Source organism: Pseudomonas sp. MDT1-85, assembly GCF_054898065.1.
The window spans coordinates 4,939,831-4,957,774 of the sequence record NZ_CM142715.1; the positions used below are offsets into that span (position 1 = coordinate 4,939,831).

At 57.5% G+C, this 17,944-nt stretch carries 7 protein-coding genes; 2 read left to right on the forward strand and 5 right to left on the reverse strand.

What is annotated here, in order from left to right:
- Positions 1-56 precede the first annotated feature (56 nt).
- The gene (locus ACYZT2_RS22275) at positions 57-1,388 is read left to right on the forward strand and encodes a DUF58 domain-containing protein (protein ID WP_461967379.1); all 1,332 of its coding nucleotides are present in this window, start codon (positions 57-59) and stop codon (positions 1,386-1,388) included.
- Positions 1,389-1,396: 8 nt separating this feature from the next.
- On the opposite strand, the gene ACYZT2_RS22280 is transcribed toward ACYZT2_RS22275, so the two are convergent.
- The 4 genes from ACYZT2_RS22280 to ACYZT2_RS22295 all read right to left on the reverse strand — a co-directional run bounded on the left by ACYZT2_RS22280 (position 1,397) and on the right by ACYZT2_RS22295 (position 16,568).
- Entirely contained in the window at positions 1,397-5,461 is a 4,065-nt protein-coding gene (locus ACYZT2_RS22280; protein WP_461967381.1) for a hypothetical protein, read from the reverse strand.
- Positions 5,454-9,554, reverse strand: coding sequence for a Tc toxin subunit A-related protein (locus ACYZT2_RS22285; protein ID WP_461967383.1), 4,101 nt, complete (start codon positions 9,552-9,554; stop codon positions 5,454-5,456). The genes ACYZT2_RS22280 and ACYZT2_RS22285 overlap by 8 nt, the downstream gene beginning before the upstream one ends.
- Before the next feature lie 66 nt (positions 9,555-9,620).
- Positions 9,621-13,268, reverse strand: coding sequence for a Tc toxin subunit A (locus ACYZT2_RS22290; RefSeq protein ID WP_461967385.1), 3,648 nt, complete (start codon positions 13,266-13,268; stop codon positions 9,621-9,623).
- A 150-nt stretch (positions 13,269-13,418) separates the two neighbouring features.
- Complete coding sequence (locus ACYZT2_RS22295) at positions 13,419-16,568, reverse strand: hypothetical protein (RefSeq protein WP_461967387.1); 3,150 nt, start codon at positions 16,566-16,568, stop codon at positions 13,419-13,421.
- 464 nt (positions 16,569-17,032) lie between these two features.
- On the opposite strand from ACYZT2_RS22295, the gene ACYZT2_RS22300 reads away from it, so the two are divergent.
- Entirely contained in the window at positions 17,033-17,404 is a 372-nt protein-coding gene (locus ACYZT2_RS22300) for a DUF6124 family protein (RefSeq protein WP_461967389.1), read from the forward strand.
- Positions 17,405-17,552: 148 nt separating this feature from the next.
- On the opposite strand, the gene ACYZT2_RS22305 is transcribed toward ACYZT2_RS22300, so the two are convergent.
- Positions 17,553-17,912 (reverse strand): PilZ domain-containing protein, encoded by a 360-nt coding sequence (locus ACYZT2_RS22305; RefSeq protein ID WP_461967391.1) that lies wholly within the window; start codon positions 17,910-17,912, stop codon positions 17,553-17,555.
- Between the last annotated feature and the right edge of the window lie 32 nt (positions 17,913-17,944).

Below are 17,944 nucleotides of genomic sequence, written 5' to 3' on the forward strand. Positions count from 1 at the left end.
CCTGTAGGAACTGCCGAAGGCTGCGATCTTTTCAGCAGGCAACACGGTGTCACGACATGAAACCGTCCCGAGTGCTGCTGATCTGGCTCGTTGCTCTGCTGCTCTTCGGCATTGTTCTGGGCACATTACAGGCGCTGGAGATCGACATCCCGCCCAGTCTGCTTTCGATCAACTGGGGTTTGCTGCTGGCCTTGTTGGCGTTGGCGGTGCTCGATGCGCTGCGTCTCAGACGACTGCCCTCGCCACGCATCAATCGGCACATGCCCGGCAGCCTCGCCCTCGGGCGTTGGAGTGAAGTGCGCCTGGAAGTTGAACATGATTTCGCCGAGCCATTGAACATCGAGATTTTCGACCACGTTCCCGACGGCTTGAACTTTGAAAACCTGCCGTTGACCCTCCAATTGCAACCCGGTCGTACCAGCCGCATCGGTTATCGATTGCGCCCGCTCAAACGCGGTCATTTCAGCTTCGCACACTGCGAAGTCAACCTGCCCAGTCCGTTGAGATTATGGTCTGGCAAACGCCTGCTGAATGTCGCCGATCAAACCCGCGTCTACCCCGACTTCGCCCGTCTCTACGGCGGTGAACTGCTGGCGGTGGACAACTGGCTCAGTCAACTCGGCGTACGCCAACGGCAACGTCGCGGTCAGGGCCTGGAGTTCCATCAACTGCGCGAGTTCCGTGAAGGCGACAGCTTGCGCCAGATCGACTGGAAAGCCACGGCTCGCCAACGCACGCCGATTGCCCGCGAGTATCAGGACGAGCGCGATCAGCAGATCATCTTCATGCTCGACTGCGGCCGGCGCATGCGCAGCCAGGACGATGAACTGTCGCACTTCGACCACGCGCTCAATGCCTGTCTGTTGCTCAGTTACGTGGCGTTGCGCCAGGGCGATGCGGTGGGCTTGAGTACTTTTGCCTGTGAACAGCCGCGCCATCTCACGCCGGTCAAAGGCACCGGGCAACTGAACGTGCTGCTCAACGCGGTTTATGACCTCGACAGCAGCCAGCGCCCCGCCGATTTTCAGGCCGCCGCCAATCAAGTACTGACTCGACAGAAACGCCGGGCGCTGGTGGTGCTGGTGACCAACCTGCGCGATGAGGACGACGATGAACTGCTGAACGCGGTCAAACGCCTGAGCGCACAACACCGGGTGTTGGTCGCCAGTCTGCGCGAAGAAGCACTGGATACGTTGCGCCAGGCCCCGGTGCAAACCCTGCCCGAAGCGCTGGCTTACTGTGGCACGGTGAATTATCTGAATGAGCGGGCAGAACTCCATGAGCGTTTGAGCGCTCATGGCGTTCCGGTGGTGGATGCTCGGCCCACAGAGCTGGGGGTCGAACTGGTAACGCAATATCTCAGTTGGAAAAGGAGCGCCGCGTTTTAACGTGTCGGTCAACTCACGACCGTGACCTGTACGGCGCCACCGTCCGAAGTACCGTCAGGATTGTTGACTTGAACGGCAAGGGACACGATGTCCGATATGTCCATCACACTCCAATAGGCCACGTATTGCCCCTTGTTATCTGTACTGGCTTCAATGAATGACGCTCCATTATTGGAGACCAGGATTTTTCTGGTGGGCATCGGCTCTCGGGACTCCTTGTCCACGATCAACGCAGTCATGATTACGACGCTCTGCACGGGCGCCGGATTTGGCGACGCGACAACGGACGCCACTGCCGCTGGACGTTCATTGACGGTCAACCACAGCGTTTTCACATCCCAGCCTGCCAAACCGCCCTTTACCGACGCCCATAACGAAGCCTCACCTGATGCCCCCAAGGTAAAGCGAACCGTTGCCCTGCCATCGTCGCCCGTCAGTGTTGCCGGCAATGATGTGTTGTCGTATTCCCACATCACTTCGACATTGGCCAAAGGCTCCCCGGTGCTAGCTGAAACCACCAACGCCTGCGCTGTAATCTCTTGCCCCGGATAACCGCTCGGATCATTGCTGACCAGCTCTTTTATCTCCCGAGGCTCATTCAGGAAAAACGGCATTGAAATCGATTCCGAATAACGCTCATCCCCCACCGTGGCCGTCAGTTGCGCCGGCCCGGGTGTCGTCGGTACAAATCGGATCCGTGCCTCGCCGTAGTAATTGGTGGTCGTTGTCACCTCACCAAGATCCGGACTGCGCCAGGTCACAGTCACCCCGACCATCGGCTTGCCGCTGATAACCGACACCACGGTGATCTGCTCCGACACCTCTGTGCCCCAGAACAGTGTCTGGTTGACCCGCTGGCGCTCCGCGATTTTCACCACCTGTTCGCCCCGCCCCAGCGACATCGCATTCACGGGGGACAAACTGGCCAACCGAGCGGACGAAAAGCGCAACGCAAAACTTCCATCCTTGAGGTCGCCCGCCTTGAACTCATAGGTCAGTCCGGATTCTGAAAACAACCTGGGCTCACCAAGCCTTGGCTCCTCAAAGCGTATGCCCAGTGCCGCCGGCCCGGTCCCCGTCATTCCCAGTGTCAGGTTCTGATCGAGCAAGGCACTGCCCTCCAGCGCTCTCACGTGCAATTGATGTTGACCATTGCGCCGCGGGAAAAACGTTTGTTTACCCAAGGGCTGTTCCGGTTGAAGGTCGAAACCGACCATCAGCTCTTCCCAGGGATCGCTTGCCAGTGATGTAACCGTCATCGGACGACGATCTACATAGTCGTCAAAGCGACTGAGCACGGACGCCGTTATCGAGTGCTCAGCGGCAACGCCCGGCTTGAAGTCGAAGCCGCTCCAGCCATCCGCCGTGGTGTTGATGTCTCGCTTTCCGGCGTCGATGGTCCAGCTCACAGGCGCCTGATCCACGGGGCCATTGGTGTGTTGCGAATAAACCTGCACCCACATCCATGCAGGCTCCTGGCCAATGACCGGATCCACCGCCGATTCACGCCACGCCTCGATCCTGACTTTGTTATGTGCCAGCTCCATCGGCTTGGCGACCGCCTCGAATTGCAACTGAGGCAAGGCCAGGGTCAGGGCAAACTCGCCCGGCACCTCGCTGTCCTTAAAGCACAGCGTCCAGATCGCACCGCCGTCGCTCAATGTTTGCGGACGATCCAGAAGGGGGTCAACCGTCGCCCTTAACGAATCGGCCGGTGTGCCCGACCAGGTCAACAACGCCTCAAGCCCCACCAGCGGACTCAGCGCATGGGGCAAAACGTTGAAACGGTGAATAGCCTTCAGACATGGGTAAAGCTTGCGTTCATCCAGCGTCGACGCTACCTGATCGAGCATCAACGCCAATTCTTCTGTCAGATCCTCGGAGATCAGGCGTCCCGACAACTCGCGAACGCTTTGCAGATTTTCAAGGCGCAGTTCCAGCTCAAACAGACTGCTGCGACTGTCCTTGTCTGAGACAAGTTGCCACCGCACCCCTTCCACTGTCAGTCGCTTGGGCATTGTCAGATCTGCCGGCTTCAAGCCGATTTCAGGATCATCCCCGCGCCAGTGCAAACTGATATTGCGGTCAATCCATTCAGCGGTATCAGGTACGACCTTCAGGGTGTGGGTCTTACCATGTCGACAAAGTACGCCAAGCGTATTGCGTTGTACTTCGACGTCGTCGAGCCAGATTCTGACCTGACTTTTCCACGGGCTCTCGCCAATGGCCGTGACGGTGAAGGGCTGCTCAACCGATACCGCGTCCATGTGCGCCTTGAGGCGAGCCGTGATGGGCTTTTCCCCATCAGTTTTCGGCGTATACAGCAAACTGGCCCAGCCGCCCGCCCCGGTCACACCGTGTACCGGGTCCCCGTCGGGAATCAGCCATTCGACCAACGCATTACTGACCGGATCACCGTTGCCGCTGTCCCGCTCATGCACCGCCTGTACCCGCAGCAGCACACTCTCTGCCTCTTCCACGATCGGGAATTTGTTGGCCTCACGCACTCCCCCCACCCTGATCCGATTGCGCGCCAGCGACATGGGTTTGGGCGGCGATGGCAACAACAACTTCGAGCAGACCAACAACAGTCTGAACTTACCATCGAGCTTATCCTCACTGGTCAGCGTCCAGATCATATCCTGCCCTGTGACGGGCATCGGGCGCTCTAATACCGGGTTGACAGCCACACCGAGCTGCTCATGACCATCGCCACTCCAGTGCAGCGACAGATCAGTTCCCTTCAAAGGACTGTCGGCGGGCAAGCGCACAATGACGGGATGGTCGGTGCCGCGATTGGGATAGCCGGTCACATCCCAGAGGGTTACTTGCTCCTCGACAACGCAACGCAAATCCTTCCAGGGATCGGTCGCCAGCACCTTCACTGGAAATTCGCGAGTCACCTCGCCACTGGCGTAATAAGGGCTGTCGACCGACGCCTTGATGACAAAATCGCCCGCTTGCGAAGGCTTGAAATCGAAGTAGACCCAGCCTTGCTCATTCGTGGTGTCGATGCCCAGTACACCCTGCCCGGCACTCGTCCACGTGACTGTCCGGCCATCAAGCGCCTGGCTGGTGTAAAACGAAATGACTTGCACGCCCAGCCGGACACTTTGCTCATGTTCAAGTACCGGGTAATAAGCCGCTTCCTGCACGTTGCGAATATCCAGGCGATGATGTCCCAACGACACGTCAATCGCATAAGGTTCAGCGTTGTACTGGTTGACCAGATTGATCGAGAAATCGTAGCTTTTCTCTTCACCGATAGCAGGGCAGTCGAGCGACCACGGTATGAGCAACGGCTGATCGACTCCCCAGTCAGGGTCCGCCTTGACCGCCTCCATCGGGTTGCCGTGATTGATCAATGCGATTTTTGTATCCGCCCAGGCGCTGCCGTCCACCGGTGCAAAAGACAGCCTGTGGGGAATGTAGAGGGGGTTGCCCGGATTATTGCCAAGGGACGCCCCCAGGCACAGATACAATGTCTGGCCTGGTACCAGGAGCTCTTGATCCAGAAGCAACGACTGTAGTTCTAATCGCTCCAGCTTCAGTTGAAGGTTGATTCGAGTGATACAGATTGTCGAGCGGTTGTCTGAAGGATTGGTCGGGATACCGCTGACCACGAAGCTCAACTCGTCGCCACTGTCGAATGCCAGTTCGTCCAGCGATGCCTGATAGGCAATCGGTTTGAACTCCAACGGCTGCCCCGCCCCCAGGCGGGCTTGAGCCTGCTCAAGGCCGCGATCTGCCCCCGCCGTGAGCTCGATGCTCATCACCTCATCGCTTCCCTTGAGGATGCGCAACCAGCCTGAATCGCCCGACCATGACACCCCGGGCCGCAGTTCGCAAAGAAACGTCAATTCGTAACTGGCGTTGGCAGCGGGGGTTTTAGGGGCTGTAACCACCTGTGTAGCCGAGGCCCCTACACCGACTTCCATAAAACGAATGAACTCGCCTTGATAAAACTCCCCCGTTACACCCACGGCCCCCTTACGGCTCCACTCCTTGAGCCGGTCGTTGAAATCACCATTGCGCACCAGGCTTTCATTCGCTCGGATAACTGGCTCATTCATGATCGCCTGCTCCTTTGACCTGTGTGTTCAGCCTGGCGTTTTCAGCCTCGGTGACCATGTCTTCGACTTTTTGGGTGAACGTCGGCTCACCGGCCTTGGCGGAGTAGCGGATGCGCACAATGATGTTGGTCACCGACTTGAGCATGGCTGCTTGTGGTTGTTTTCCCGGCCACGGAAAACTCAATTTCCACTGGGAAATCGTGCCAGTGTTTTCAAATGGATTGAGCAATCCTTCATCGGGCTTCATGTTTGTCAGGCCATTGTCGGAAAGCCCGACCGACAAAGCGATTTGTTGAGCGCTGCGCAGGTTGATCACCACATCCGAAGGTGCTACCCCGCCCGGATTGTGCAAGTACTGCACAGACTGCGTGGTTGACCGGGTTGCCGTCATACTGCTGATCTGCAGCAAAGTCGCCCGCACATCCTCGTAGGGACCGGTCAGGACAGGCAGATCGACCTCCACAGAACTGATCTGCCGGCAGAAATGGCCCGGATGATCCCGATCGAACAGCAATTGGGTCAGCTTGAACTCCAGTGCCCCCGTGTCCTGCAATTGCTGCAATGCATCCGCCCAGTTCGCCAGGCCCACCTGAGGGTCGACTTTGTCTTCGAACAACTGTCGCAGGGAGATGGTTTTTACCAACTCCAGGCGCCGCTCGTGGCGTTGCAGGTATTCGCGTTCCAGACGCAGCAGATGCCCGCGCAACTGCTCACCGGCGGTCATACCATGACGGTGATCAAGCCAGACCTGGGGCAAGGGGATTTGCGCATCGTAATCGCCGGTTTCGGCGGCCAGCGAAGCCTGGGCGCTGAGGCACAGACTGATGACGGCATCGTAGGCCTGATAGTGCAGCGCCTTGAGCTGGCCGAGCATCCAGCCGAACAACTCGGCATTGCTCGCGCGTTTTTTCAAGTAGTTGTACACCGTCAATGCCTGCCGGTTGGCCCTGAGGGTCTGCTCAAGATTGGTTCGTGCCGCGGTGACCGCGTGGCTCTGCGCCTCGATCTGCGCATTGATGGTGCTCACCTCCGCCAATGCCTGATCGCGTTGCAGCGCCCATTCGCCACGTCGACGACGGTAACCTTCGGTGGTGGCCTGCCTGTCGGCATCGATTTGCAGCAGTGAAGAATAAACCTCCAGACCGAACGCAGCTGCATCCAACGCATGTTCGGGTTTGAAGCCACCATTGGCCACGCCAAATATTTTCGGCAACGCCGCGATGACTCCCCCGGCGGTCTTGATGACTTTGGCTTGCAAGGCAGCGGTTTTCGACTGATTCAGGCTCGACATGACCTGATACTCGATCGCCGACACGTTTTCGTTGTAACGCGCTGCATAAGCATTGGCCCGTTCCTGCGCCATTGCCTGGCTTTGCTGCAGCGCTGTCACATTCGCCTCCAATTGGGCGATGGACTGTTCCTGCACCGTTTCGGCGTAGCTACCCAATTCCAGCAAATGGTTTTGCTGCAATTCTTCCTGCTCGGCGCGATCACGCCGTTCCAGCAGATTGAGCACCTGACTGCCATAATCCTGCAGCGCCTGTACCGCACGCAACGCGACTTCGAACGTCACGCGCCAGCGGAACGCATTGACCACCAGCCGCCCACCCATCGGTCGCGGCCCGGCCACGCCTCCGGCCGCCAGATCGCGCAGCAATTGATTCGGGTCCGTCATCGGGCTGAACAGCGGGATATCCAGGGGTTTGCCATTGAGGGTGAGATTGTTGCGCAGGTTATGCAGCCGTTGTTCAGGCGCTGCAAACAGGTCGAGCAGCGACTGATTGATCGGAATTTCAAAAGGCTCGCACGCCAACAGCCCGAGCATCGGTGGGGTGTCGGAAGCGGTCGGGTAATCCGCCAGGCTGAAATCCAGCGTCCTTTCAAGCTCTTCGAGTCTGGGTCGCGAGGCGCTCTTGGCCAAAAGGCTTGCAACGGTATCGGTCTGCCAACGAGTCGCCGTGTCGGCGGTGGGCGCCTTGCCCATCAGAAACCCGGCCTGGACGTAGCAAAGTTTGGCGGCCACCAGACTGTCACGGGTCAATTGCCGGTAATACCAATCACCCCACGCCATCAGGTTTTTTACGTAGTCGGTGAACATCAGTATCTGGAAATGCGCGGGTGCCGCGTAGCCAATGGCATCTGGATCCGTGGGGTTTTGAGTTTCACAACCTGGATCACCCGGCGCCTTGACGATATCCAAAGGCCGGCAACGCCAGTACGCCGGTTTTGGGTTTTCAATGGTTGGCTCTGTTTCAGGATCGGCCGATGCCTGTGGATCGAACACGTAATGCAGCCAGTTTTGCGCCTCACTGAAGCGCTCTTCGTCGCGCAAGCGCGTGGCCATCAAATGCGGCAAATGAAAAAACAGCTCCCAGAAAAACAGACCATTGGCACCATTGAAAGCGCCATTGGGCTCAACGAACACCACACCCATCGGCGGCGGCTCCGGAATAAACTGGGTGTCCCAGTCCAGCACGGCGTCCACGGAAATATTCGAGCGTTGCACCAGTTCCGGGCCAAACAATGAATTGAGCCGGACGAATTTCAACGCCAGTCCGGATTGATTGAATGAGAGAAACTGCGCCGCATCGGCGGTGTTTTTGTGCAGAGTCGGTGGGACGAAGTCCAGGAGGTCGACAATCGTCAGGTCAAACTGCTTGGTACCCGCCGCAGAAGAGGACGAGCCGAGTGAAAAAGTGGCCGGGTTCGGCCATGTGCCTTCGCCTCGACTGGATGTCCACGACTGAGTGAGCCAGTCACCCGCTTGGGCCAGGTCTTGTGTTACCGGGCCAGGATCCGTGCCTGAAGCAGTCAAAAGCTCCAGCGTCATTTTCACCGTACCGCCGGCAAGTCCGGTGGGCCTGCAAAAACCCTGCACCGTCAGCACATCAAGGTCACCCACCCGCAAAGCCGCGACATGCAGATCCAGGTGCGGCGTAAGGGAACCTTCCGTCGTCACACGGGGAACAACCGTCACCTGACTGCTCAGTGGGTGCTGCACTGTTTCGTTACTGACAAATCGATCTTCAAGCGCCAGATCAAGCCAGGCCCCACCATCACCGGTGACGGGGCGCATCAGCACATCGTAAACCGCATGCACCCTCAGACGTGCAGGTGCAGGAGTTGCAGGCGAATAATCGCCCGTCAGTAAAATTCCCAACTTGCCCTTGGGATCCAGATAGTCGGTGCGCACACTCGCAACCAATCGGGTACCCGGCAAAAGAATGCGATCATGTTCCGAACTGTGTACACACAGCGGTGCCGACCACTGCCCGTTCTGCGTCATGAACGCCAGGTTGATATCCAGCTTGTTCGGGATGAATTCGCCCGCTGTTTTACCAACGATTTTATCGCGCCATTCGGCCCAGACCAGACATAGCCGGCCATTCCAGAACACCGGGCGAATGTCCAGCACCTGATTGGCGGTCGGGATTTCCACGGCTTGCCATTCACTCCAGGCCGCCGGGTTGACAGCGACACTCGTTGTACCCAGTTCAATCTCGGCCTTGCGCCAGAAGTATTGGAACGGCTGCACCCGCTGCCGCCCGACAAAGTAATAATCAGCTCTGGCAGGTGTTATGCCGTCCATAAAACAACTGATCACGTCCAGATCGCAGGTTTGCTCGAATGACTGCAGGTAGTCCTGCAGCGCCGCCTGCACGGAGTCGTTGTTCAAGCGTGCCTGGTTAAGGTTGTTTTCCAGGTTTTTGAACAGACTGGTCTTGCGCAGACGCACAAAGGGATTGATGAAGTTTTCCGGGTAGCACGAAATCAACTGCACCGCGGCCCAGTCGGGGTAGTTGTTGTAGAGCGCCCATTCGAGTAGATGACGCTTGTCGAACTGGTGCGTTTGAAAGCCTGGTTCAAGCTTGCGATACACCGCATGGATGTATTGCTGCGCACAACTTGTCGCTTCGGCTACCCAGGAACTCTGTACCTGGTAGGTGTCCAGCGGATCCATGCGCAGCAGTTCGAATAGATCTGCCGGTGTTTTCAGAAACGGGTATTTCGTATTGGCAACCTGACCGATGCAGTACTCGAGCAGTGCCGAGCGACGCATTTCCAGCAGCCCGCCAATATTACTCAGTGCCATGATCTTGCTCCTTGGGGTATGACCCGGGGACAAACGTTCGACAAGCAATACCGCTCGCCCCGGTAGCTACTCACGGGCAAATTTGATGGGGTCGACAAAAACTCTTTCGCCCTCGCCAGACTGAGTGCGAACACCGAAAAGGAAGGTGCCGCCCGTCTTGCTGGACACAAAGACCCGCGTGAGCCCCTGCTGATCGGTGAACCCTTGCGCTGGCCGGATAGTGGCGTCATCGAGTTTTGCGGGGGGGACGGTCTCCCAATGCCACTCCACAAGCGAGTTTTGTCCACGGTTCCCATAGCGGTCCTCCAGCACTGCGTAGAGTTCGACTTCCTGCCCTTTCGGCACTTCCCCCAAGGGCGTTGGTGACAGTTCTGCAAGCGGGAAAGACAGCGAAGCGAAATCGGCGTCGATCTGGACAGCAGGGGCGTACTGCGGCTCAAACAAGTCCAGCCATAACAGTGGCGTGTCGCGGCCCATGACCTTGCCGGGGGTAAACGTGGCCAGAAGCGTTCCGTCTATCTCGGTCGCGCCTGTTTCAATCGTGCCCAGAGTGGCGCGCCAATAAACGTTGACACCACTAAGCGCCGCTCCTTCGGTGTTATTGAGGGTCACTTTATAGGTGACTTTTTCCCCTGGCTTGTTGGCCACGACGGTGCTGTCACCCTCCACTACGCACGTGATCGTGACCAGCCCCTGGAGGTCGCCCGGCACATGCACCATTGGCGCCCGCACACGGGATGCGTCCAGCTGGGCACGTTCGGCGGCTTCGGTATAGGCTGGTTTATCGAAGGTTTCGGGCAGATTGCCGATCAGGAAAATCGTCAACGCATCCATACCGCTCTCGGTGGACAGCACCCGGACGCGCATCAACAGATCGAGTTGACTGAGATTTTTCAGCACTTTGAGGTCGGTGGGGTCGATGCGACTGACACACTCGCGCACTTCCTGCACGCTCCAGCCAAAAAAATCGGCCAGCTTGATGGCGGCGGCCTGTTGCGCCAGCCACCTTGCATCACCCGTGACATCCGGCAACGCGTTGACTTGACGCAGGTAGTCCAACAGTTTCTGCGCCGGCTGTTCACCCAAGGCGAAGGCGCGGGTGAGTGTCGTCAGGTAATAAAGTGTGCGCATCGTCAACGCATACTTGTCGTCCTGACTGAGCCAGGCCTTGTAGCCGTAATCCAGATAGTCCTGCAACAGCGTGGCACTCAACCCCAGCGTCGACACCACCTCACTGCGCCGTCTCACTTCAGCCAACAGATCGAGCAGCGCATTGGCATTGCGGTTATGTCCCCGGCCTGGCGTCTCGGAACCCGTACCGGTTCGTTCAAGCACTTGCTGCAGCAATTGATGAACCGTGGCGTTTGCCCAGTTCAGAATCGGTATTGCCTGCTCCACGCCGACTCCGGCATACACCGCCAGCGTTTCTTTCAACAGCGACGCCTGAGCATCGCGTACCTGCAAAAACACACTGACCATGTTGTCGATGATGTTCTGGCGCAATGACGGCTCGATCACACCCAAGGCACTGTCGACCGCCCAGGTGATTTTCGCGCGGACAACGGCGAGGTACTGCTCGCCTGTTCCCTCATGGGGCAATACCAGACCATAGGTGTCGACTATCGGATCCAGGTTATCGGCGGATGTCGCCAGGAACTCGAGCCAGTCGGCAGCCCCGGCAGACGGCACGCCCGCCATCAAAAAAACGCTATTGGACAACAATGCGGTCGGCAGCAAATTGCGAATCTGCTCGAAAAACTGCAGATCCTGTTCGGACGGTTCCTGCGCCGGTAGCGCATCGACCGCGTGCTGCAGCGCCCACAACACCGGCAGATTGTTTTGCGCACACCACTGCACACAACTTTGCATGGCTTCGATCAGTTCCAGCACATCCGGTAAACCGTCCGGCACGTTGTGAATAGCAGGAATGCCTGCGAAGCGATCAACCCAGTCATCCCCGCCCAGCACCGACAGCATCAACACACCTTCGACCGGTGTGATGTCCAACAGCCGGGGTAGTCTCACCAAGCGGTAAAAACTTGAGATGATCGCCGGACTGCGGGTTAGTGCGTCAGTAAGACCATGAGCCCTGGCCACCGTCATTGCCAGAAAGTAATAAGTCTGCGGATCGATCGCCAAGCCGCTGCACAGCTGGCTGATCGTCAAATCAACCTCGCCCGGCGTCGGTGTCACCGCAAACGTACCGTTGTCGAGCCTCAAGGGCTCGCGATAATCCGTTTGAAAATTGAAGACCTGATCGAACTTTGAGAGCGTTTCGCCGCGACCGTAAACCGACAGCTCACCGATAAACACCGCAAAGTCCGCGGCGGTGCATTCGTAGCGCTCGCGCAACGTCTGAAATAGCCCAAGTGCATGCACGGCGCCGCTCGTTATATCCATCTCGTACGGAACGAATTTCGGCGAATTGCCGAGCGCTGTTGCCCTGATGGCGGCCACCAACACTGCATCCACCTGGTCGAACGGCAATCCGGTCCAGTTGGCCAGGCGCACCATCTGGTTTATCCGGTCATAGCGTTTGAAACCGATGAGGTCGTCGGTGCTTGCCGTCAATCGATGGCGAGGCTCTGATGCAGGATCGATACGCACCGCTGGTGCAGTATTGTTGTTGATGTAGATCGACCCCGAATGTTCGCTTTCCGGATGCTCGGGTTTCTTTTCCGGATAGGTCACATTGGCTGAGCGCACCGGGGCAAAGTCGCCAACCGACAGCAAGGCTTCGATCTGCCGGCTGTCCAGCTTCGTGCGCTCACCAAAAAAAACCACCTGGTTAAGATTTTGATACTTATCGAGATTATTGGTACCGAAGTGGCGGGCAAAAAAATCTTCACGCTCCTCAAAGTCCGCACGCGCCTCTGTCAGCAACAGGCGCTGATAAGGGCCAAGCCGCGAAGCATGGGCAAAACCCCGGCCGGTATTGGCACCTCGAGCATTGGCTTGCAGAAAATAGGGGTAAGCCAGGTCAACCCGGTGCTCGAAATCCCCCACCGACAGGCCATGAGACTGGGCGATGCCATCAATCGTGACCCAATGCTGGTAATACGGCAGGCCATTGGGGTAGCGGGCCTGGATCAACGCGTCTTCAATCGACTCAGCTGTTTCGGCCTGCGTGTTCGCCGCAATGAACCCCTCTAGTACCGTGACGATGATGTCTACCGACGATACCGTCTGATAGACCGCGTTGAAGTCGACATCCAGCGACAGCAAATCCGTACGGCGCTGATGCAACTGATATTTTTCTTCCTGGTTCTCATGCTCGATACGGTCACGAATCCAGCGCAACAACTCGATCAGGTACGCCACCGGCGACGTGATGGACTCCAGAGCATCTGACGGGCAGAGGGCCGCAAAATCGGTACCGATCAGACCGTGATAATTTGGACCATCAACGATCGATAACAAACCGCTCGAGCTGCGTGTGGCTGCGAGCTTGTTGCCTGTCAGCGTCTGCTCGATAAACTGGCGACGCAGATACGTGGCCATGCTGTTGGCCCCGCGTAAAAATCGTTGCGCGTCATCCGGGCCAAGCCGCTGCTCCCGGACCAGGCCTTGAACCCCCTTCTCCACCAATGGAAAAATCGACCCACCTTTTTCCAGGTAAGTCTGGAGGTTCTTCAATCCGATGTTTTGTACTTGTTGTTCCTCGCTGAACAACTGATCGACCAGTTGCAGGGCGGGACGGCGCGAATCAACCATGATCAGGTTCCTTTAGGCGACAACTGGCCCGCACAACCTGACGTCCTTCGTCAGGCTGCGCATTCAGTGAGTACGATTTAGCGCTTCGGCAGCGGGGACGTCGACTGTCAGATCTGACAGTTCTGATGACCGTTCGTCGGAAGCGTGCTCTCAGGTTTTTTCCGAAGGCAGGCGTGCGGGCTCTACTTCAAAACGCGCGCTGTCGGCCCAATCGGAAATCGTCGCGTCATCCGCACCGTCGGTGAGGGTTTGCCTGAATCGGTACCAGTTACCCGCTTCGGGCAGTGCCTGCGTCGACTCACCGCGCCACTGTCCATTGGTCACGGGCAACTGCGGCACCCACTGCACATCCGGGTTGTACCAGCTCACGGCGGCCCCAACGCCCTGACGGCCTCGGCCGGCAAACTGAACCGGATAACTGACCCACTGGCCCGCAGCGGGCTCGTCAAGGGTGGGCAAAAAAGTACCCAACACGACTGGGTGTTGTGTCTCAAACGATTCGAACTCTCCCAATGACGCTACCGCCTCCAACCGGTAACGCCCCCCAGCGAGTAAACCGGCATCGAGCATCACCGACCAGGTGCGATCTTCCTGCACGATTGCGCTTGCCGGCTCTGAGCGCGTGGCACCGACCAGCGTCACCGTGACGGTATCGCCCGGCACACCAAAACCGGACACCACCACCTGCCGCCCGATGGCATCGCCCTCAACCGGGGTTTCGATGAAGGGAGCGGCCGGGACCACGTCATATTGCAACGGCTCGCTGTCTTTCGACTCTTGCAGCTTGCCGTTTTCATCCATGAACGTTTGCCGGGCCCAAATGGTTTTGCTGCCCACCGGCAATGTCACTTCGGCTTGCCAATTGCCGTCCGGGTCCACAATGACATTCGTGAGCAGTGGTTCGGCAAGGCCCTCCAGACAGACCTCGACAAGCCCGTCCTTCATCCCCGTCCCCTTGAGCATTGCGGTACGTGGCAACTTGCCGTTTTTCGATGGTTGGATAATTTGGGGGGGCAGCAGCACCACCTCGAACGTGCGCTGTTCGCTATAAGCCGATGGCCGCCCCTTCAATGTCTGCCGTGCATCGAGGGTGTAGAGCCTGAAATCCTGAAGGCTCAGGTCAATCGACCAGTCGCCGTCCTGGCTCAATACTTTCGGATCCCCCAACGGACGATCGAAACGTTTATCACGCAACTGCAGAGTGGCCCCGGCCATACCCTGCGTGCCCTCGACCTTCACAACGCTGCCGACTTTCGAGCCGTTTATTGGCTGGGTGATCACTGGTGCGAGCATCGGCGCCGAAACCGTGAAGTTTCTGCGTTCAGGTTCTGATGTCTGGGGAGCCACTGTCTGGGTCACGATGATGGTGTAGGGTTCGCCCTCGGTGAATTCGTCAAGTCGCTGGAAGCTCCAGGTCTCACCGTCGACTAAGCCTGGATAGGTCTTGTTTTCGTCATCGCTGAATCGGATGGTCACCGAGGCGTTTGCCCAGCAGGTGCCGCGAAACAAGGGCGAAAGCCCCTCTTTGGGCGGTTCCTCCACCGTTGGTTTGCGTGGAAGTATCGTGACTTTGAGAACGAGCCAGTCTGATTCGTGTTCCTTGAAAACCTGCCTGATACGGACTTGCCGTTCGAACGAGGGTCCCCATTGTTCAAACGCCTGGGTTGACCATTGGCCACCGGCAACAGGTTTCTCGGGCGCAACCAGGTCATCGCTATGGGGTTTGCGAACCTCTACCCTTGCTCCGTTAAAACCTTTGCCACTGAAGGTCGGCCGATAGTCCGGGGTGTATTTCAGGTCACTGACATCAGGAAACACATTGTTGACTGTAAATTCATAAGGCAGCGAATCGATCCAGCCGCCGGCGTTGTCTCTGATCCTCTGAACGGCCCTTAATTTGTAGGTGCCAAATTCCCAGCCCGTGGCGGTGGTTTGCCAAGTGCCGTTGCTCTGCACCTCGACATTTTGAGGCGCAGCCGGCGGTGGTTGGACTGGACTTGCGACGATGGTGAACTGGATTTCGGTTTTGAGTTTCTCGTCGAAATGGCCGGTGCCGGAAAATGTGATCGTTTCATTGGCTTGCGTGTATGTGACCGTCGGTTTGCCCGTGCGTACCCGTATGCCGAAGGGTTGGCTGTTTGTCGATGTCAACCCCAAATAGGTGTGTGTGCCAACAATCGAATGCGGGCCAGGGGTCAGCGTAAAAGGTGCAGACCATGCGCCCGTGGCGGCATTGACTGAAGTGCTGATTTGAGCCTGGGTGTTTTCCGAACGCACAGCAACAGCGCTGGAGATGCCAGCAGCGACAGTGCCTGTGAACGTCGACGTCATATCCACCGTTTGCATTGATCCCGGAGACGTTATTCGGGGCCAGTCAATGACGTAAAAATTGCGGTGGACGGATGGCTCAGATGTTGCGCCCTCGTATCTTTGACGGGCGACCAGCGAATAATTTTTCCCGAACGCAAACGTGTGGGTGCTGGTACCACCCCATGTCCCATCAATTTCGATCTTTGCGTCCGCCAATACCTTGGTCGACGTGTCTTTGATGTAAACATCCACTCTCGTCATCGCATGGTGTAGACCACCTGTGCCCGCAATTTGCGGCGTTTGTGTACTGATAACTTGGGGCAACGGCGTGAGCGTTACAGGCTTGAGTACAGTGAGTGACGCTGTACCCGCGTAGCGCCCCTGCGTATTTCCATACTCCTCGCGGATGATGAAACCCTGCAAACCCTGGGGGACGTTACCAAGAAGCGTGACAGTCCAATGCCCGTAGCCGTCAGTGATGGTCGTTGTGCTCAGCACAGTGCCTGAATTGGGACGTACAAGCGTGATTTTGCTGCCTTTGCCGGCGAGGCCTGGCACTGTGGTCGTTACAGTACGATTGCTAGCGATGCGAGCAGCCTTTCTGACCAGTAATGTCCGCGGTGTCCACCTTGACCATTGATCGATGTAATCCCATCTTCCATCAACTCTGACTTGCAGATCACTCTCAGGGAGGTTTTCGACCCGAATACTGTGCCAGACGCCACCCAACCATGCACTTGCAGTGATACGCCGGTAGTAATTATCGGGTCCATGAAAATCCAGATGAACATTGTGGTAATGGCCATCGTTCACCGGGATGCGAAACTTGAAATCCATCGTGGTATCCACTAACAGTGGACCTCTGCCGGCCTCATACTCCAGGTCCGCGACTAACATACCCGGCTCATCGGGATTCAGGAAAGGGTGTTGGTCCTCCGGAAACTGGCCATCTTCTGGAGGGTTGGAGCCTGGGTTCTTTTGCTCGGACATGATTGAGCTTCCTTCTACATACCGTCGGCGCGTGGGTGCTTCATTTAAGAACCGTAAAACACGAACTGACACCTGTAAGATCTGACAGTCCCGACAAGCGGTAACTTTTCCCACGCCGCAATATGCTGACGTCCTTCAGTCGTGAACACGCGGCTACAGCGGCTTGCGCCGTTGCCTACACATCACTCAGAATCCGCCGGCTTGTGCGCTTTGGTATTGCCCCGTAACTTGATCCGCGTCGCTGCCAATCAGCGGCCGGGTTTAGTCGCCCGGAGGTGATATGAATGTGCATAAGGCGTCATCCAGTCGGGTAATCCCTATCCCCGCACTTGATGGTGGCTGTGCGCAGGGCGCCCTCGGGCGCGCCGGTTTTTCATATCTCCTCCCGGTCGACTAACCTGCGTACAGCCGCCACCCCCTCGTTTAGTCGCGAGCCGGTGGTAGCTCCAACAAGGAGATTTACCATGTTCAAAGCCACACCCAACCCCCCCGAAACCGACCCGGTTTCTCCCTACGCCACCCTCGATTCAAAAAAGCTCCACGCCGCCGCCGAAAAGGCCCTCGACCATTACCTCAAACCCGACATCGAATCGCTGCGCTCATCCCAGGACCGTGCCATGAAAATGTTCACCGTGGTACCTGATGCAAACCCCGAAGCCCTGATCATCCAGACCTATGAAACCTTTTCCTCGGTAAGCATTTTGCTGCTGGATCTGGCGGACAGCCTGGAAGACAAACAGCGGCATCTGGCGATGGCGATTTATCAGATGAGTGAGATGGGGTTGATGCTGGCGGAGCGGTCGCTGGATATCGAGCGGGCGATTAAGCCGGCCTGACCTTTAGACGTCGGGCGTCTGTACTGACGCCATCGCGAGCAGGCTCGCTCCCACAGTGATAGGCGCTGATCACAACTTTTGTGTTCAACGCAAATCTCCTGTGGGAGCGAGCCTGCTCGCGATGGCAATAGTGAAAGCGCCGCAGCCTTCAGGCAGAAGCCGGCAACGGCTGAAAGCTGAAGTACTGCTGTAACGCCGTTAACAATTGCCCATACTCCGGCGGTGCCCGTTGCAGGCTGAACCCGGCGTCATAGTGGTGGGGGGTTGCGTCTTCGTGGCACCACAGGCAGCAGGCGCTGAGGTCGATAACCTGCTGACAATGGCCGTCCATGGGGATTTTCAGGCGCAGATCAAAATCGGCGCCCACCATCATCGGCAACTGGCTGATCAACATCAGCCCGTCCTGGGACAGATTGCCCAGAAAGCCAATGGGCTTGTCGGTGACGCTGTTGAACACTTTGAGAAAATACGGCAGTTGATGCCGCTCGATCCGGCGGTCAGTGAACATGCTGATTTCGCTACGCAAGGCCCTTAAGCAGG

Coding starts and splice junctions, on each gene's coding strand:
- ACYZT2_RS22285 (WP_461967383.1), bottom strand. CDS start 9,554: ATGGCACTGAGTAATATTGGCGGGCTGCTGGAAATGCGTCGCTCGGCA.
- ACYZT2_RS22295 (WP_461967387.1), bottom strand. CDS start 16,568: ATGTCCGAGCAAAAGAACCCAGGCTCCAACCCTCCAGAAGATGGCCAG.
- ACYZT2_RS22305 (WP_461967391.1), bottom strand. CDS start 17,912: ATGTTCACTGACCGCCGGATCGAGCGGCATCAACTGCCGTATTTTCTC.
- ACYZT2_RS22280 (WP_461967381.1), bottom strand. CDS start 5,461: ATGAATGAGCCAGTTATCCGAGCGAATGAAAGCCTGGTGCGCAATGGT.
- ACYZT2_RS22300 (WP_461967389.1), top strand. CDS start 17,033: ATGTTCAAAGCCACACCCAACCCCCCCGAAACCGACCCGGTTTCTCCC.
- ACYZT2_RS22275 (WP_461967379.1), top strand. CDS start 57: ATGAAACCGTCCCGAGTGCTGCTGATCTGGCTCGTTGCTCTGCTGCTC.
- ACYZT2_RS22290 (WP_461967385.1), bottom strand. CDS start 13,268: ATGGTTGATTCGCGCCGTCCCGCCCTGCAACTGGTCGATCAGTTGTTC.